Below are 15814 nucleotides of genomic sequence, written 5' to 3'. Positions count from 1 at the left end.
ACGGAAGAAAAAGACCTCCTAACCAGACGGCTTTTTCGACACGTCGGCACGATTCGTCCGAACCGGTGGTACTTCCCCATCCAGCCATTCCTGCTCTTCGGCCAAAGACCGCCACGCCTGTTCCATGCGCCGGTACCGCTTGTAAGCCGGGCTATCCCTGGAGGGCTCTCCTTCTGCGAGCATGGCGCAGTTATCGGCGTTCTCCTTGTAAATTTCTGATGGCGTCACGACAGGCTCCTTCCCCACGAAAGTAGTCCCAGGGCCGTAAATTTCGATGCCCGGAATGTTCTGGAAGTTTCCGAACTGGCGATAACTCAGCAAAAAATCTCCCGCCTGGAGCGCTGGATCACATTTAAAGGCGAGACGGCCCGAAGGGCAACTAGCGCTTCGACTTCTTACCCTTCTTCGCAGGCTTTTTTGGTGCCAACTTCTTCGCAGTTTTCGTTGGCGCGCGCTTAGCTGATCTTTTGGGAGCGGTTTGCTTTGCGGCCTTCTTCGGTGGCTTGGCATCTTGCTCGGCAGCCTTCTTCGGACGGGACGCTGTCTTCTTAGCCCTTGCTGCCGCAACTCTCTTGTTGGCTCTCATAGGGCCAGGACCGCGCTTCTTGCGAGTGAACAGTGGATCTGGCGTGGCCGCAGCGTCGGTCGCTTCCGGCATGTAGACCTGTTCGTTGGTGGTTGCCGCAACGGCTTCGCGGTCCGGATTGAGCGCTTTCGCGGCTGCTGCCGAAGCAGTGTCCACGATCTCTGTCACCGTGTCTGAAATCCTATCGACTATCGACTTTTTCTTAGCCAAGGGAGCCTCCCTGAGTCGGACGAGAATACCTCTTTGCCTTCAGGCGTGAGCGGACCCTTGGGATATGTCCCATGGATTTTTTGGCATGGGCAAAGCGTTGCGCACACGGCGGATGATTCTAAGAGTGGTGCGGCGGCAGCGGCAAAGTGAGAAAAGCGGTGGTTGGCCGCCTAGTTGACCTGCGCGGTGTAGCCCCTGAGGCGAGGCATTCCGTGAACTGATGGCTGGCAGCTTACGGCTGTACCTTAATGTCAGCTTACCAAGCCACAGCGGAAGCTTTGGAAGTTTGCTTGATCGGCGGCTTGTGACCCCCAGCCGACCATTTCGATGGAAATAGGCGATCGCCTTAACGTTCAGCTGCGAATATGCGCCACTCGCCCGGAATACCCTTGAGGGATTGCGTGCCCCGGTCGTTGAAGCGCAATCCAGAGCCCGCTACCAGATCCTTGACTGTGCTCGAAACGAAAACCTGGCCTCTGTCGGCAAGCCCCGCAACCCGCGCACCTATGTGAACGGCGATGCCGCCAACATCGTCGCCGATCATTTCGCACTCGCCTGTATGGAGCCCGGCACGGTTCTCTATGCCGAGCGGCCTTATTTCTTCGGCAATAGCACAGGCGCAGCGAACGCCTCGCGCCGGACCGTCAAAGGTGGCGAGAAAGCCGTCCCCAGTTGTTTTCACTTCATGACCTCGAAAGCGCGCGAGATTGCGCCGGATCGTGGCGTGATGATTATCGAGAAGATCGCGCCAGCGTTGATCGCCCAGTTCAGCGGCTTTCTCGGACGAGCCGACGATGTCAGTGAAGAGAACTGTGGCGAGAACCCGATCGACGGGGACCGGGGCCCTTGACCCAGTCAGAAATTCCTCGATCGCATCGGAGATTTCCGGTGCGTTCTCACCGACGTAAAAAATGTGGTCGATTCCCGGAAGCTCAAAAAGGCGGGCACCGGGAATATTCGCCGCCACGTCGCGTCCGCCCTCCACACTGACAGTCTTGTCCCCAGTCCGGTGAATCACGATAGTTGGAACTCGAACGGCCGGGAGAATACCGCTAATATCGATCTGGCTATTCATACTCATGAGAGCCTTCACGGCTGCCGGGCTGGCACCGAGCCGCTCGTTGCGTCCCCACCACCGTTGGAAGGAGGCATCGTTTGCGCGAGAGGGTGCGAATTTTTGGACGCTACCGCCTGTGCCCCATGCCTGCTCGACGTAGCCGAAGAACGCCGCCAGCGCCTCCTCGCTCGGAAACCAATAGGAAAACCGCGAAAAGCTGCCGTAGAGTACCAACGCACCGCATCGGTCGGGGTAGGTTGCGGCAAATAAGACGGACAGCGGAGCGCCTTCGGAAATCCCGAGCAGCGCCGCCTGTTCCATCCCCGCGGCATCCATGACCGCTCGGAGATCGTCCATGCGCTGGTCAAGGCCGGGGAGCTCGGCACCCCGATCTGACATGCCGGTGCCTCGCTTGTCGAAGGTAACCACGCGGGCGTAGCTGCCCAAACGATTCAAAAAGCGAGCGAGATCGGGCTCGTCCCAATAAATCTCCACATTCGACACGAACCCCGGAACCATAACCAGATTGATCGGTCCACCGCCAAACGACTGGTAGGCGATGTGGACATCGCCGCTTTTCGCGATTGCGTGACGGGCTGCATGTGATGGTCCCCGCTCGCTCGCCAGATTCGCCCGGCTGAATCCCCAAAATCTGATCTGAACCATAGCAAACAAGTTGCACCATGGAAAACGCGGCGAGTCCGCGTGATGTGGCTTGTTGGCCCGTTGCCGACCTCGGAGACACCATCCACCCTTCGGCCGCTGTCGGCGGTAAATCGGACATGTGGGGCCAGCCGCTTAATAAGTACGTGCCGTTGGTCGGGAGACTCCAAACCTCGCCTAACTGTCTGCCATGCTGAAAGCGTTCGAGTTCTGCCTGCCCACGGCAGCAAAAGCCGTCTCCGTCGATCCCGACTGGATCCACGAAATCAAGTATGACGGCTACCGCCTGCGCATCGAGCGCCAGGGCAAAGCCGTGCGTCTGATCACGAAGAACGGCCACAACTGGACCGCCCGCTTCCCATGGATTGTGCAGGCCGCGCTCAAGAACCGCGAGCAGCAATTCGTGATCGACGGCGAGCCCCGGAGCCACCCGGCGACTTCGGGCGTGATGGAAACCCACAAATAGGAAGCCGCGCGCGCCGGGCTCAGACCCCGCCGCAGCCGCCGTCAGCGGCCCGATGCTGGCCTGCGGCGGGATAGTGAGAGCTCGAGACCGCCGTCGCGCCCGTGACCCCGGCGGGCACGCTCCTCACTTTCGATAATCGGGGTTATTGGAAGTCAGGCCCCCGAGATGAGTGCCGACAAGGCAACATCCGTAATGGCAGAACTAGTTAGCACCCCTGCTTCGTGGCTAATCACCGTAGCTATTTGTGCGCCGCTCCATTGAACCGCCAAGAAGTGTTGCCTTCACAGTATCTTGCGACCGATGGTGAGGAGGAGTGGATATCCGCAGACGTTAAAGCATCGGCCTGCAGACGCTGTTTCCACGCTCACTGTTCGTATGGTGCGTCGCAGAGCGTGCATCCAGAGCGTGCTAGTTGGAGTCGAACTGGACCACCAGCTATGATAGCTACTCCGGTTGGGGATCTGCAGAGGTGAGCCCTACCTAGTTAGCCTGCTCAGTCCCGTTCAACTTGGCCAGGAGCCGACTAGTTGGTAAGGTTCGCGTTTGAACTCTCCCGGTATTGTGATTGGATTGCCAATTGCCTCCCTCCGCCGCGCGGATGGTATCGATGAACAGCTTCGCGGCCGGGTTCAAACCAATCGGACCACCATGTCCTCTAGGGTCTGTTGGGATTCAGGATTCTCATCGGGGCTTGGTTGTGATTCAAGCTTGGGATGGACCGATTCGTTTTGACTGACGCCCAATGGGCGAAGATGGAGCCGCATTGTCTTGGCAAGCCGGGAGATCCGGGCCGCAGCGGCAAGGACAACCGACTGTTTGTCGAGGCCGTTCTGTGGATCGCCCGAACCGGCAGTCCCTGGCGGGATCTGCCGGCGATGTTCGGCCACTGGAATAGCACATTCACGCGCTTTCGCGACTGGGTGAAGGCGGATGTCTGGAAGCGGCTGTTCGAGGCCATCTCCGACGATCCCGACATGGAATACGCCATGGTCGACGCCACCATCGTCAAGGTCCACCGCCACGGTCAGGGCGCAAAAGGGGGACGCAAAGCCAGGCGATCGGCCGCTCGAAAGGCGGCATGACCACCAAAATTCTGGCGCTCACCGATGCGCTCGGCAATCTCGCTTCGTGCTCCTGCCGGGACAGCGTTTCGATACGGTGGGCGTGCCGCCGCTCATCGAGGGATTGGCCTTCAACGCGCTGATCGCTGATAAGGCCTTCGATAGCAACGCCATCATCGCCGAACTCGAAGCGCGTGGCGCCAAAGTCGTCATCTCCCAGCATCCGCGCCGTGCACAGCCTCTCGCCATCGACAAGGAGATGTACAAATGGCGGCATCTCATCGAGAACTTCTTCGGCAAGCTCAAGGAATTCAAGCGCATCGCAATGCGCGCCGACAAGACCGACCAGAGCTTCACTTCAATGATCTATCTGGCCGCGGCCGCGATAAACTCCAGATGAATCCCAACAGACCCTAGCTCCAACGCCAGTATCTCCAAGAAAGCGCGCACGAAGGCTCAGGCAGATTTTGCCACCTGGCTCATGATGGCCAAGCTCGGTGGTTTCGATGACCTGCCGTCGAGCGGCCAAGGCTTTCTGACTAACTATCGAACTCGGCTCGAGACAATGAGCGAGGCTGAGTCCATGGCCCTAGCCGTTCGCGAGGTCTACAGCGCTTATTACAGCGAGATGGGAGGCGTAGGCGCAGCGCCGGAACCAAAGGCTCAGACGCCAACGACAGAGGGCAAAGTCGAGCGATCCCAGAGACCGCCTAGACCTCAACCCGGTCAATCGGCTGCGCGCCATTCGACGAGACCAATGATCCGAAAATCCCTCCCGGCACTGCTGATTTTCGCGAGCATGGTGGCACTGGTTGTCGCATTCGGATTTCTAGCGCAGTAAGTCCGCACGCGGATTGTGTGCGACGTCCGCTTTTCCCCGATGGCGACCCAAATTGCGGACATCGTGCACTTCGCATTTGGGCCAGGAGGCGACTTCTCCTAAAGCGGCAATGCCTGTGCAAACAGAGAAACCCGCTTAGCGTTCTCGCGGGTTTCACTCCTTGTGCCGCTGGCAGATCGCGGGCGATCTCTCTTTCCAAGCCGCTCGTCGCAAGCTGTTATTTCTTTGGCGCAGAGCCATCCTTCAAGGAAGCGTTGTAGTCGGCCTGCGAACTATTGATGTTTGATTGATTGGCGGGCGCACTGCTACCTGTTGTCGTCCCGACCGCGTTGGTTGTCTCTCCCGGTGCATGAGAAGCCGCGCCAGGCCGGTCCTGATTGCCAACGTAGCCGGAATTGCGGGTTTTTACGCCTTTGTCAGCTTCAGTTTGCACGTTTTGAGCAACGCCGGACTGAGTCGTCGCCTCCGTTTGCTGCTGGGCGGCAGCAGGTATTGATAACGCTGGAAGTGCGACAAAGCAATGCCACAGATATGTATCGCATGGCTGTTTCTCCATCTTGGCCCCGTCGCTTCATCAACGTGCGCATCCTCGAACATTTCCGCCAAACTGGTGAAAACTTGTGACTGCAGCATTGACACATTTCGCGAAGAAACTGACAGACAGGCGATCGGTGTTTTAGTGCCCCGCTGCAGCTAAATCTTATTGTGCAAGAGCATTTGCGCGTCTCGCAGGAACGACCGCGCGACGGTTTCGTTGTGCTCGTTTCGAACAAGAAGGGTAACGATCATGGACCGTGAACATGTGAAGGGCGCCGCCGACAAGGCAAAAGGCGCGGTCAAACAGGGGGCTGGCAAGCTTACCGGGGACAAGGACCTGGAAGCCGAAGGCAAGATGGATAAGGCCAAGGGATCCGCCCACAACGCTGCGGGAGACGTGAAGGACGCCGCGCGAGACGCCGCTGACGCCCTCAAGAAATAAGTAGAAGAAGGGAACGTCTGAAACTAGCCGCCTCAGGCGGCTTTTCTTTTCTGTCGGGCCCACGACAAGCTTTGGAGCGCTCTAGCCCAGGGGTCTTTGCCTCGCGTAATCGCATGAACGTAAGTGAAGCGGTCCTATGTCGGCTCAGGGCCTTGGCTGTGTGAAAACGCCAGGACGCTAAGCGGCGATAGAACAAGTTGTTCGCTCAAGACCGTCTTCGCGATCAACCGCGCAAGCGCATAAGCGGACCTCGTGGAACGATGCTGCCACTTCACCGAAGGGCCATACCCGGACTCTGGAACTATCATTACATCATCAAGATGTCCGCCGGATGCGCAGATTCCGGAAATGCCCATCCGTACCGTTGTCGACATAAAGCCCAATGCTGCCGTGCGCGTCTGCTCCCCGCTTGAGATCGTTGACGATCAAAGCTGGTTGTGGAGCCTCCCCAACAAATAACTTGGCGGTCGTGCCTTGTACCTCAATGCGCATGGCGGTCCATTCGCCCGGGATCAAGTCGACGTAGGACTCGTACTGCGCCGGTGCCTCGCGACGGAGGCGGGCGAAGTCGTAACCTGGATATGCGAAATATTGCGTTGAGTGATTGCGCCGGACTTGGTCGTCTGCACGCCCGTTGGTCGGGCGCAAATAAATTCCTTCACTGGCAAAAGACCCGTCAGTCGTCTGGACCCGAAACGCTACTCCCACGAAGCCGCGCGCGCCTGGGGGGGCCTCGGGCAATGGGTTGCCGGCAACCTCAACCTCGATGGTTCCGTTATGGAAGTCAAAGCCCGGCACGAAGGCAAAGGTGTCGATGTCCGGATCGGCCCCCGAGATGAGGCGTCGAACCTCGAGCGCCGGGCCTCCATGATAATCGACCGCCCGCACCGAGACGTTACGAGGCACAACTTGTGCGGCATTATCGAGTGCGAGTGAGAGTTCGGTATCCGCAGCATTAGCCTCCGGGACGGTAAAGGCTACGGTAGCGCATGTTATGACAACGGCGAAGCCGATCCTGGCAAACATGGTCATCCTGAAGATTTTGGGTGGTTAACGTGCGAGAAACGTAGGGGACGATTGCGTAACAGCAATAGTAGGCTACGCTATTTTCCAGCGGACGTGTGGTCTTGACGTGAAGAGTCCGTTCCGGGTCACAGTCTGACTTTCATAGCGACTTGAGCTGGGGTCGGCTTATCTCCTAAAGGCAGACATAGCGGCCCTGTAAGCGAAGGTCGGCGACGGGCCAAAGGCGGCGGTCGGTCCCCGAGTGGGACGAATTCCGCTCTACTCGTGCTCCGGACATGTCGCTGCGGTGTGCCAACCAACGCGATAAGCCAAAACCACCGTTCGAATGTGAAAGCAAGGAGCAGCGCGCGCACCACATACAACAGGGCTTGGTTGGAGAAAATGCAATGCGTTTTGTCTTGGGATTACGCCTTGTGTTCGCGTCGTGTGCTTCTGCGAACGCCGCGCCAAGGTGGCATCACAACTCGCGACAAGCCATCACGCGTCCTGGCCAGGTGGTCACCCCGAGCTATATCACTCCAGGCGGCGTGCGCATCTATCGCGACGATTCCGTTCCGGGAGGTCTCCGGACCGATCACGACGATCCTCCTGCCTACGATGATCCATCCAAGTTTGGCGGCGGCTGATGACTGAATCAGCGCGCGTCTGCTTTTGGTCACAAGCGGAAAAGACGATATTCACGCCGCCGCCGCGACTGAGCCAAGTGGGACATCCAGCGAGTAGATGAACCCACCCGACTGATATGCGAGCTGCACCTGGCCGTTCAATTGTTGGCCGAGAGACTCCATCATTCGGGTGCCGAAGCTTCGGCGCGTCGGTGGCTCAACCTCCGGACCCCCTCGTTCAGTCCAGACAAGGCGAAGTCGCTGTTTCAGCTCGTCTACGGTCCAGGCAATCTCCACGCGTCCAGCGGGAACGGACAAGGCACCGAATTTGGTCGTGTTGGTGCACAGTTCGTTGAACGTCATCGCAAGCGCGATTACGGCTACAGAAGTAATCCTGATATCGGGTCCGTTGAAATGAAAGCGTCTGCTCTCCCGACGATCATAAGGCTCCGTCGCACTGCTTAGGGTGTGATTGAGACTGGCACTTGCCCAACTGACCTGCATTAGCAGATCGTGAGCCCGTCCCAGCGCGATCAGCCGGCCGTCCATTGCCTTTTGACCGTGCTCGATACTGGGCGCGGAACGGAAGCTCTGGGAGGCAATTGCGCTGACGGTCGCCAGAGTATTCTTGATACGATGGTGAAGTTCCCCAAGAATCAGCTTCTGCAATTTATCCGCCGCCTCTCGCTCTCTGGCGTCGATGCCCGCCTGGACGAGCAGGGTCTCGGCATCGATTCCGGCTTGTTCGAGCAAAAGGCGTAGGCTGTCGTTCTCCGCCGCTAGGGCAACCTCCTGCGGTGAGCTGGGAGACAAGCCAGTCGGCTCCAGCGCTAGACGCACCTGTTCCGCCGGCCATCCGGTTGCGTCCGGGACAATCCTTAACGCTCCAACGCCCACCATGCCCTGCAACTCGGTGATCATTTGTTCGACACCCAACGGTTTGCCGAAGAACCGGCTGTTTGCCGGCCTTTCCTCGTCGAATGGCTGCACTTGACCGGAAACCAATATGATCTTGATGGAAGGCCAACGATCGTGCACCGCGTGGGCGAGCTTCAAGCCGTCCATACTGCCGGGCATTTGAATATCGGTGAATAGCAAAGAGATATCCGCGCGGGACTCGAGAATCGAGATGGCCTCGTCGGCGTTGACGGCCTCGACAGGGCAGAACCCGGCGTCCTCCACGATGTTGACCGCGCGCATGCGCAAAATCATCTCGTCCTCAACAACAAGAACGTTCGGCACCGGAGGTAAATCTGTCGACATGGATAGCCTCTCTCTCGCCGGAGAGCCGATCCCGGACCACGGCGAAGTTGCCCGAATTTGTATGCAAACGTCGATCCGGCAGCCGCCCCGATACTCACTGGCTGCCGCGCTTTTCGGCATCACCGTTGCTGCGCCTTTCGGGCAAGGATAGCGAGCTAAATCGCGCCTTCGGGCCGGATGACAGGACACGGAGAACAAGCAGGCACTTCGTTCAACGGCTGATCGCCATTGTCGATCAGCATCGCCAGACGCGGCGGCATTGCAACCGGCTTCAGATCGAGATTGATGCAGAGCCGCTCACTGATTTCCTTGCGGAGCGCGGCGCTATGGGCGTGGCTGATCTCGATGCCGCGGGAACAATTGGGAGAGGCGCTACCGGCGGGCGGTCACAAGACGAGCTTCTACGATCACCGTGCGAGAAGCGGGGTTTGCGCAAACAGGATGCGTCGTAATCTGGCCAGACCTGTGCCGAGCAGTTCGCCGCAGACGGTCGGACGTCAAGCCGGTCTGCCTTGGCCATCGGCATGACCTCGCCCGCTTCCACCTTGGGGGCAAAAATCGGCAAGGCGATTACCGATGCTCCGAGGAGCGAGAAGATCGCCAGGGCTGACAGTGATTTGACCATTTTGGGCTGCTGACTTTTTTCACTTCGATCCGCTGCTTGCGGTATCAGCATGGCAACAACCCAAACGAGAATAAGTTCCCCTACAGCAACCTATATTTGGCAGTCATTTTCTTGTCAGCGACTTCCGCTGTGGGTCAATCGCGTCGGTTTGCCCGTGAGGCGATGACTTCCGGTCTAGCCGAATAAGCGGACGTGGTCAGATCGAGCCGGCATGTCTCGAACGGGCAAATTGCCGACGTTTTCCAGATTGCGTCCATCATGTTAGCAATTAGAGTACCGGCTAGATTGGGTGGCAGGTGTTGTCTTCATGGGCACGTTCTATACCGATGAGCAGATCCGGGAAGCGATTGCGGCCTTGGAAAGCTACTCTCCCGGCATCTGGGAGATTATGAAGAAAATGGCTTTGACCGCTGAGCCTGACACTGAGGAACATGTGGCAGAACAATCTGCCATGGTGTTCGCACTTGCTGTGGTGTTGCCCAAGGTATCTTTCGTTGAGAAGGCCCCAGATCCCTTTGAAGCCCGGAACTTGCTGCTAATCGATGTTCGCAAAGCCATTCGGGCCGAAATTGACAGCAGCAGGAGCGGCTCTTAGGACACAACCGAGCAGCCGCTTCGGGTCACAGGCGGCGGTCTGCAACGGAGGCGAGGACTTCTGCTACCCCACGGGCCGCAAAGACCGATACCGTGATGCTGTCTCCGCATCTGCTCGAGCTGTTGCGGGCTTGGTGCAAGGCGGGCCGGCCACAAGGGTGGCTGTTTCCCGGTCGACATCCTTTTTGACGCACATCGCAACTTCTGAAAGCGCTCCTCTGACTGGAGGGACGCAATGCTGGGGGTCGTTTTGCAGCGCTGGCCAGTGCGAAGACTCGCGTTAATCTGCCCAAATTGCCGGAGAGACGCTTCGCTGGGCAACGTCTCGCGCGGTTGCACCATGCTTACAGGTTATCTGACCTGCGAAGGCTGTCTCCAGACCGCAGACGTTGCCGGATGGCGTCTTGCAGCAAAGCCGCAAGCTCGCGACGCACGGTAGCTCGCCGGCGTTCCGAGACCCAAGCGATTGATAATTTGACTCTTGGAGCCGCGGCGTTTCGATGGCGACATCCGCATACGTAAGCACGAAGCTGTGCCCCAGACCGGCAGCTATGAAGTCTGCTTCGCCGATGGTCGGCCGAGCGTCTATTTCTACTGGGACGGTGTCGCAGGACGGCGGCTCGCGCCGAACCTGTTGACCGGGGCGGAAGCGCTGGAGCAGGCCCGGGCAATCGCAAGAGCGGAACTTGCCCGCTATCACGTGATCGGCCAACGACGTTCGTGAAAGAGGCCGCCAACCGAGGCGGTCGCGCGATACGACATTGTCCCTGCTAGAGAATCATCGCTCCGTAAGGCACATGTGGGGCATGCAGGTGCAGTGTCCGAAATGTCGGGTGAGATAGCTGCTGTTGGAACCACTAAGTGGTTCTTCGATGGTGGCACATGTCGAGAACTCGATGGAACGGCCGCAGGCGATGCCGGGGACTATCAACGGTGCAACGTTCTCGCCAAGGCGGTGGGGGAAGCGCTGGCTGCCCACGGGCTTCTAAAACGTCAGTAGTTGCCCGCCACCTTGGACCGGCGGGCCGCCCTCCTACCCTCGGCACGAAGCCATTTCGCGCCCCCGGCGAAATCTTCTTGAAACATGACAGGTCGACGCTGACCGCATCAAGTACGGGGATGCCACATGCTAGTCCTGATGAACCTGATTTGGCGTCGGCTTGCCTACACAATGCTGATCGGTATGCGCTCTAAGCTCGTACGGCAGTAAGGGTCAGGAGGCCACGACCATGCCCAAGAGATCGCTATAGCGCTCTGGTCCTTGGCTGCTGCCTGCGTAGTCGCATTCAGTATGGCAGCTCTAGTTGCGACCCATTAGATCAGAGAAGCCCCAGCGTGAACTGGCCGCATGGGGCGGCGGCGGCCAAAAAGCCGGCCCCGCAGGAGGATCAATCCTTTGAGGCCGGGAGTCTACGCTGCGCTGCTCCGAGACACTGCCCGGAACTGGATGGAAACGCCTCCTCCCCCCCGCAGCCGCTTTATCTTCAACGTTATATCGAGTTCTTCCTCGGAAATAAGTCCCAAACCGCTCGCTGGAAACATCCATTGGCGCCTCACGCAAAATAAATGCACATTAAAATCGTGATGCTCAACTTTATACGAAAAACCCCAGCAAAATAAGAATGGCGTCTAGCATGACGAAGCAAACTCCGCCTAGATGCAGGTTACACCCGGAAGCGAAGCATTAAAGTCGGAGCCTCCTCATGGCGTTTAATCGCTGCGAGCACAAGTGAACCGACTTTAGGTCGTGCCCCAACTTTAAGCCCGAAAAACCACGGGCAGCAGCAGATTATCTGCTTGCGTCGCGGAGCTTTCGGAGCTTCCGGGGAGGATCTCGTAACGCCAATGAGAATTCCATTGCTTCGCAGACGCAGCAAACTCAAGTCCGTATCGGTGTAATAGGCTCTAACGTCCGGAGCATATCCGCGAGACTCCGGGTCCAAACTGAAAACGACGCGCACCTGCCGGACGCCTCACCTGCGCAAGGTTTTGCGCTGAGAGATTGCCAATCCGCATGGAACCAATCCCTTACATTGTATAGAATGGGCAGAGATTGTCCGGGAACGGAGCTATCTTTTGCATGACCTTTTGATCGGGAACGAGCCACGAGCGGCCTCCGCCCAGCAACACGCATTCTGGTTAGCGAACGAAGTCTATTCAGGTACACCCGCGTTCAACCTGCCCAGAGTGCTGCGGCTCAAGGGAGTGGTCCACAAACAAATACTCGAGCATGCGTTTGATGAGATCGTCGCGCGGCACGAGGTTCTGCGAACGGGTCTCGTCGAGCAGGACGGGAGGGTGCTGCAACGCGTGCATGCCGGGCTCCGGTTTGTCCTCGAGGAGCATGACCTCACCTCCCTAACGGAGCGCGAGCGCCGCATGCAGGCGGACGCGCTTGCGGTTCGGATGTGCCAGACCGCCTTCGATCTCTCCGTACCGCCGCACTTCCGAGCGGCGCTGGTTCGCTTAGCCGACGAAGAGCACCTGCTTGTGCTTGTATTCCACCACGTCATCATCGATGGGGCGTCGATGGGGACGTTCTTCGATGAGCTCGCGTGCCTCTATGACGCGGGACGAAGCCACAAGCCAGCTCTCTTACCGGATCTTCCGTTTCAATACGGAGAATTCGCTGAACGGCAGGAAAGGCTGTACGCGCGAGCCGAATTCGAGAGAGAAATTGCTTTCTGGCGGAAGGAGCTTGCCGGTGCCCCGCCTCTTGTGACCCTCCCGACTGTTCGCCCGCGCTCCGCCGTGCAAGCCCACCGTGGCAGGCGTCTCTCGCTCGACATAGATCCGCATCTCGTCGAGCCGTTCCGCGCGCTGTGCCGCCGACACGGCGTAACTCTTTTCATGGGTCTTCTTTCCGTGTTCCAGATCCTGCTGCAACGCTGGGCCGACACTGACGATATCGTAGTCGGCACACCGGTGTCTGGAAGTCGACAGGAGGATCTCGCGCCACTCATTGGCTGCTTCGTGAACACGCTAGCGCTGCGCGGCGATCTGTCGGGCGATCCCAGCTTCCTTGCGCTGCTGGCCCGCAATCGCTCAGCCTCGCTTGAGGCTTTTGAGCACCAAGAGGTTCCGTTCGAGCGGGTCGTGGCAGAATCGAAATGCCCGCGGACGCGAGACCATTCACCGATTTTCCAAATCATGTTCGTGCTCCAGAACTTTCGACATCGAATGCCGCGGCTAGCCGGACTCGAGATAGAGGAAATGGAAGTCGATCCCGGCGTGGCCAAGCTGGATCTCACGCTCGAGATTGTGGAAGGTGACGGGCTTGCTTGCTCCTTCGAATATGACTGTGAGTTGTTCGACCAGCCGATGATGGCGCGGATGGCCAAGCATTTTTCGCGCATCCTGGAGGATGTGGTGGCTGCGCCGGAGCGATTGATCAGCAGCATTGGGCTGCTTGAGAAAGACGAGTGGCATCGCGCGGTGTTTGGTTGGAATTCCACGGCACGCGAATACCCGCAACGCACGCTAGCAGAGGTCTTTGCCACGATTTCGGCAGAACGGCCGGGCGACGTGGCGCTCATCGCCGACGGCCAGCGGATCAGCTTTGGCGAGCTTGCTCGGCGCGCCGGCCAGGTTGCAACGGTCCTGCGCAGTCGTTCCGTCAGCGCCGAGGGGCCGGTCGCGATTTTCCTGCCCCGCTCCGTCGAGGCCTTCGCAGCCATGCTGGGCTGCTTCATCGCCGGGGTGCCTTGGGTTCCTCTAGATACGGCGCAGCCGGACAAGCGTCTTGTACAGCTCGTCGGCCTGGCCGGCTGCCGCACCGCGCTCACCCTTCGCACCTTGGCGATGCGCCTGCCCGGGCACCTCACGGCCGTACCGATGGACCCGGATGCAGCCATTTGGAGCGAACAGATCAGGACCATCGAAGCCGAGCCCGGCTCCGACCTCGCCTATGTCCTCTTCACGTCCGGATCGACCGGGGTGCCGAAGGGCGTGATGGGCTCGACCAGAGGTTTGATGAACCGCATCGACTGGATGCATGAGGTCTATCCGTTCGCCGCCGGCGAGGTCGCCTGCTGCAAGACGTCGATCGGCTTCGTTGACGCAATCTGGGAGTTGCTTGGACCGCTGCTGGCGGGCGTACCGACGGTCATCATCCCAGATGAGATCGTCCTCGATCCCGAGGCATTCATCACGCTGCTAGGGCAGCATGGCGTCACCCGAATTGTGCTCGTGCCGACGCTGCTGCGCGTGCTGCTGGATCACGCACCCGAATTGGGAAGGCGCCTGCCAGCTCTAAGCATGTGGTCAGTGAGCGGCGAAGTGCTCGCGCCGGATCTCGCGACGCGTTTCAAGTTGGCTTGCCCCGGCCGAAAGCTTATCAATCTCTATGGATCTTCGGAGGTGGCGGCCGACGTTCTGGTCCACGAGGTCGAGGACGCGGACGACAGGCCCGTGCCAATCGGCAAGCCCATTGCGAACACACAGGTATACATTCTCGACCGTACGGGCCAGCCCGCACCGGTAGGTCTGCCCGGCGTTATCCACGCAGGTGGCGCTTGCCTCGCACTGGGCTATTGGCGCAGTCCGGACCTCACCGCCGAGCGGTTTCAGGCCAATCCTATCGCGGGCGCGCCGTCTCCGCTGCTGTTCAATACCGGCGATCGCGGTGTCTGGCGGGCGGACGGCACCGTGATGTATCTCGGCCGCACGGACAATCAGGTGAAGCTGCGGGGTGTTAGGCTGGAACTCGGCGAAGTCGTAGCGGCGCTCCGTGCCTACGCCTCGGTGAAGGACGCCGCGGCCGTGATCGTTGGCGATGCCGACCGGCAGCGGCTGGTGGCATTCGTCGTCGGACAAGAGCACCACAAGGCTCCCGTTCCGACCGAGCTGCGCGCCTATCTTCAGGAGCGGCTGCCGCCGACAGCAGTCCCGGCCAAACTGCTCGTCCTTGACGCGCTTCCTCTCTTGCCGAGCGGCAAGGTGGATCAGATGGCGCTCAGAGCGTGCGCCGATGCGCCGACCCGGCATGAGGCCGAACTCAACATGGTCTCGGTGAATGCCGAGGTGGCGCAGATCTGGCGCACTGTGCTGAAGGAGGATGACATCGACGCCGCTGACGATTTCTTGGATCTAGGCGGCAATTCGCTGCTTGCGATGCAAGTCATCGTTCGCGTGCGACGCCGGTTCCACATCGAGATCCCAATCCGCGCGCTGTTCGACAACCCAACACTGGCAGGGTTCTCGAGGGCGGTCGAAGCGGCGCCGCGCGTCGAAGATGAAGCATTGAGGGAGATCAGGCCGCAGGCACGGTCGAAGGAGCTGGGCGAACTGAAGGACCGCCTTGTCAATCTCTCGCCGGAGGAACTCGATGCGCTGTTACGCAGCATACGACAGAGCACGAGCTGAACCGCTGCGCCAGAGGCTGAAGCGTTGGTGCACGTTCTTCCACATGCCGTACCGCCCCGGCAGGTCGGCATGCGCGCCCACCGGTGGGCCAAAAATGAATTGCACCCCATTTTGAAAAGGCTGGAGCGGGAAAATGAACTGGCGATCGCAGCAGGATCGACAGCCACACGGGCCGCCACAACCTTGCTCTGCTCGCCGTCAGCACAGGCCGAGATGATCCGACCGCGCAGCGTCAACCCCTGCGCTGTGCTCCGGCGCGACGTCAACTCAGCGCGTTCTAACTCATCGAGTTCGAGGGGAATAAAGCGTCGACCCATCGCCAATCCTCCCCAACATCTAGAGCCTCCTCTATCACTGAGTCGATTTGGAGTCCGCCGAATTTCTGATTCTGGACGCTGAGCGCGATGGGATTAGGATGAATTGGCCATCTCTCTCCACATATTCGATTGAGCATGATCTTTTCGTTTTTGCGGA

General features: G+C 59.2%; 14 protein-coding genes and 1 pseudogene. 9 read left to right on the top strand and 6 right to left on the bottom strand.

Going from position 1 to position 15814, the window contains the following annotated elements; genetic code table 11:
* Window positions 1-18 precede the first annotated feature (18 nt).
* The 3 genes from ACVWYI_RS20135 to ACVWYI_RS20125 all read right to left on the bottom strand — a co-directional run bounded on the left by ACVWYI_RS20135 (window position 19) and on the right by ACVWYI_RS20125 (window position 2519).
* Window positions 19-321 (bottom strand): hypothetical protein, encoded by a 303-nt coding sequence (locus ACVWYI_RS20135; RefSeq protein ID WP_456662991.1) that lies wholly within the window; start codon window positions 319-321, stop codon window positions 19-21.
* A gap of 58 nt (window positions 322-379) precedes the next feature.
* Window positions 380-796, bottom strand: coding sequence for a hypothetical protein (locus ACVWYI_RS20130; protein WP_456662990.1), 417 nt, complete (start codon window positions 794-796; stop codon window positions 380-382).
* 346 nt (window positions 797-1142) lie between these two features.
* Window positions 1143-2519 (bottom strand): adenylate/guanylate cyclase domain-containing protein, encoded by a 1377-nt coding sequence (locus ACVWYI_RS20125; RefSeq protein ID WP_456662989.1) that lies wholly within the window; start codon window positions 2517-2519, stop codon window positions 1143-1145.
* 187 nt (window positions 2520-2706) lie between these two features.
* Here ACVWYI_RS20125 and ACVWYI_RS20120 point away from each other — a divergent pair, with 187 nt between their 5' ends.
* The 3 genes and pseudogenes from ACVWYI_RS20120 to ACVWYI_RS20110 all read left to right on the top strand — a co-directional run bounded on the left by ACVWYI_RS20120 (window position 2707) and on the right by ACVWYI_RS20110 (window position 4884).
* A complete protein-coding gene (locus ACVWYI_RS20120) occupies window positions 2707-2982 on the top strand; it encodes an ATP-dependent DNA ligase (RefSeq protein WP_456662988.1) in 276 nt (91 codons plus the stop codon).
* 713 nt (window positions 2983-3695) lie between these two features.
* Window positions 3696-4443, top strand: a pseudogene (locus ACVWYI_RS20115) (IS5 family transposase).
* Entirely contained in the window at window positions 4444-4884 is a 441-nt protein-coding gene (locus ACVWYI_RS20110; RefSeq protein WP_456664554.1) for a hypothetical protein, read from the top strand. It abuts the pseudogene before it with no gap.
* Window positions 4885-5101: 217 nt separating this feature from the next.
* On the opposite strand, the gene ACVWYI_RS20105 is transcribed toward ACVWYI_RS20110, so the two are convergent.
* Entirely contained in the window at window positions 5102-5440 is a 339-nt protein-coding gene (locus ACVWYI_RS20105; protein ID WP_456662987.1) for a hypothetical protein, read from the bottom strand.
* Window positions 5441-5671: 231 nt separating this feature from the next.
* Between ACVWYI_RS20105 and ACVWYI_RS20100 the strand changes: the two genes are divergently transcribed.
* Window positions 5672-5863 (top strand): CsbD family protein, encoded by a 192-nt coding sequence (locus ACVWYI_RS20100; protein WP_456662986.1) that lies wholly within the window; start codon window positions 5672-5674, stop codon window positions 5861-5863.
* Between the two features lie 315 nt (window positions 5864-6178).
* Here the strand turns inward: ACVWYI_RS20100 and ACVWYI_RS20095 are convergent, their stop codons facing one another.
* On the bottom strand, window positions 6179-6889 hold the full coding sequence (locus ACVWYI_RS20095) for a family 16 glycoside hydrolase (RefSeq protein ID WP_456662985.1): 711 nt from the start codon (window positions 6887-6889) through the stop codon (window positions 6179-6181).
* A 677-nt stretch (window positions 6890-7566) separates the two neighbouring features.
* On the bottom strand, window positions 7567-8757 hold the full coding sequence (locus tag ACVWYI_RS20090; RefSeq protein ID WP_456662984.1) for a sensor histidine kinase: 1191 nt from the start codon (window positions 8755-8757) through the stop codon (window positions 7567-7569).
* A gap of 47 nt (window positions 8758-8804) precedes the next feature.
* On the opposite strand from ACVWYI_RS20090, the gene ACVWYI_RS20085 reads away from it, so the two are divergent.
* The 5 genes from ACVWYI_RS20085 (at window position 8805) to ACVWYI_RS20065 (ending at window position 15340) form a co-directional block, all read left to right on the top strand.
* Complete coding sequence (locus tag ACVWYI_RS20085; RefSeq protein WP_456662983.1) at window positions 8805-9209, top strand: hypothetical protein; 405 nt, start codon at window positions 8805-8807, stop codon at window positions 9207-9209.
* Window positions 9210-9269: 60 nt separating this feature from the next.
* On the top strand, window positions 9270-9395 hold the full coding sequence (locus ACVWYI_RS20080) for a hypothetical protein (RefSeq protein ID WP_456662982.1): 126 nt from the start codon (window positions 9270-9272) through the stop codon (window positions 9393-9395).
* Between the two features lie 294 nt (window positions 9396-9689).
* Window positions 9690-9977, top strand: a complete 288-nt coding sequence (locus tag ACVWYI_RS20075) for a hypothetical protein (RefSeq protein ID WP_456662981.1) — start codon at window positions 9690-9692, stop codon at window positions 9975-9977.
* A gap of 480 nt (window positions 9978-10457) precedes the next feature.
* On the top strand, window positions 10458-10700 hold the full coding sequence (locus tag ACVWYI_RS20070; protein WP_456662980.1) for a hypothetical protein: 243 nt from the start codon (window positions 10458-10460) through the stop codon (window positions 10698-10700).
* A 1352-nt stretch (window positions 10701-12052) separates the two neighbouring features.
* Window positions 12053-15340: a non-ribosomal peptide synthetase gene (locus ACVWYI_RS20065; RefSeq protein WP_456662979.1), complete on the top strand. Its 3288-nt coding sequence runs from the start codon at window positions 12053-12055 to the stop codon at window positions 15338-15340.
* Window positions 15341-15814 lie beyond the last annotated feature (474 nt).

Source organism: Bradyrhizobium sp. LB13.1, from assembly GCF_054056815.1.
The sequence above is the reverse complement of the archived record's forward strand: the minus strand, read 5'-3'. Positions and strand labels throughout refer to the sequence as shown.